The organism is Mesorhizobium sp. M7A.F.Ca.CA.002.09.1.1, assembly GCF_003998555.1.
Lineage (GTDB): Bacteria > Pseudomonadota > Alphaproteobacteria > Rhizobiales > Rhizobiaceae > Mesorhizobium > Mesorhizobium ciceri.
Genome location: NZ_RZRR01001253.1, coordinates 1 through 1199, shown reverse-complemented (window position 1 = coordinate 1199; position 1199 = coordinate 1). Strand labels below are relative to the sequence as shown.

Annotated in this window: 2 protein-coding genes; one reads left to right on the top strand and one right to left on the bottom strand. The window is 61.0% G+C overall.

Annotated features, from left to right (window positions below; translation table 11 throughout):
• Positions 1-103 precede the first annotated feature (103 nt).
• Positions 104-664 (bottom strand): RNA polymerase sigma factor, encoded by a 561-nt coding sequence (locus EN994_RS32285; RefSeq protein ID WP_013531188.1) that lies wholly within the window; start codon positions 662-664, stop codon positions 104-106.
• 156 nt (positions 665-820) lie between these two features.
• Between EN994_RS32285 and EN994_RS32280 the strand changes: the two genes are divergently transcribed.
• Positions 821-1144, top strand: coding sequence for a metalloregulator ArsR/SmtB family transcription factor (locus tag EN994_RS32280; RefSeq protein ID WP_063168196.1), 324 nt, complete (start codon positions 821-823; stop codon positions 1142-1144).
• Positions 1145-1199: the final 55 nt, after the last annotated feature.

Genomic DNA, 1199 nt, shown 5'->3' with positions numbered 1-1199 from the left:
TATGCACGCAGGGCGGCTTCGAAAGCACGTGCCTTGGCATCCTTGGCGGGCGCCGGCGCTGCTATATCGCGCAGTCTGTTGAGTTCGTTGTCGTCAACCATGGTCACACTTCCCCGGCCGCGCGCATCAGCGTCTTCAGCCGTTTCTTCGCTTCATGGATGTGCCAGGAAACCGTCGTCTCCGAGATTGTCATCGCCTCGGCCGCGGCCGCATGGCTCAACCCTTCGCCATAGACCAGCAGCACCGCGTCGCGCTGCTTGTCCGGCAATCGCCGGACGGCCGCCCACAGCGCTTCGGCAGGGTCTTCCGGTTCGACCGACGCCTCGCCCGAGATCAGTGCATGGACGCCATAGGCCTCGGTCTTGACGGTCTCGCGGGCGGACTTTCGCATCACGTCGCGCGCGGCGTTCATCGTCACGGAATAGAGCCATGTGGTGAAGGCGCCGCCGCCGCGATAGTCGCGGATCGCTTTGCCCAGCCTGACGCAGACTTCCTGGGCGATGTCTTCGGCATCGGCCTTCCTGCCGCACCAGCGATAGGCGGCGCGATAGACGAAGTCATAGTGCCTTTCCAGCAATGTGCTGAAGGCCCTCCTGTCTCCGCCCTTCGCCCGCCCGATCAGTTCGGCGTCGGAGGCTTCGCTCTCATCCAGCATCATCGCCATCATTTGCCTGTTGGACGAAGGCTAATGGCTAATCCTTGGGGCAATGGAAAGATTTTTTTGGAAACCGCCGGATCGGGACCGTCAACACCCCCGCTTGACATATCCATATCTCGACAGTTATACGTAAATCAATAGCCACAGGGTTATCGATCCCGGATGACGAACGCTCACGATGTCCTCTTCAGAACGCTCTCCGATCCGACGCGTCGCGCGATCTTCGAGCGCCTGTGCCGGCAAGGCGAGCAGACGGTCGGCGCCCTGACGGCTCAGTCGGGGGTCTCTCAACCTGCGGTGTCGAAGCATCTCGGCGTGCTCAAGCAGGCCGGGCTGGTGCGCGATCGCCATCAAGGACGGCAGACCCATTACAGCGCCCAACTGGCAGCACTTTCCCCACTGACCGACTGGACGAACCAGATGAACGCGTTCTGGCAGAGCCGGTTCGACGATCTCGAAAATTTGCTCAAAAGAATCGACCAATGACCAACATTGCGACCGAAACGCGCTCTGTCATCGTCGAACGTGAGATCCCCTATCC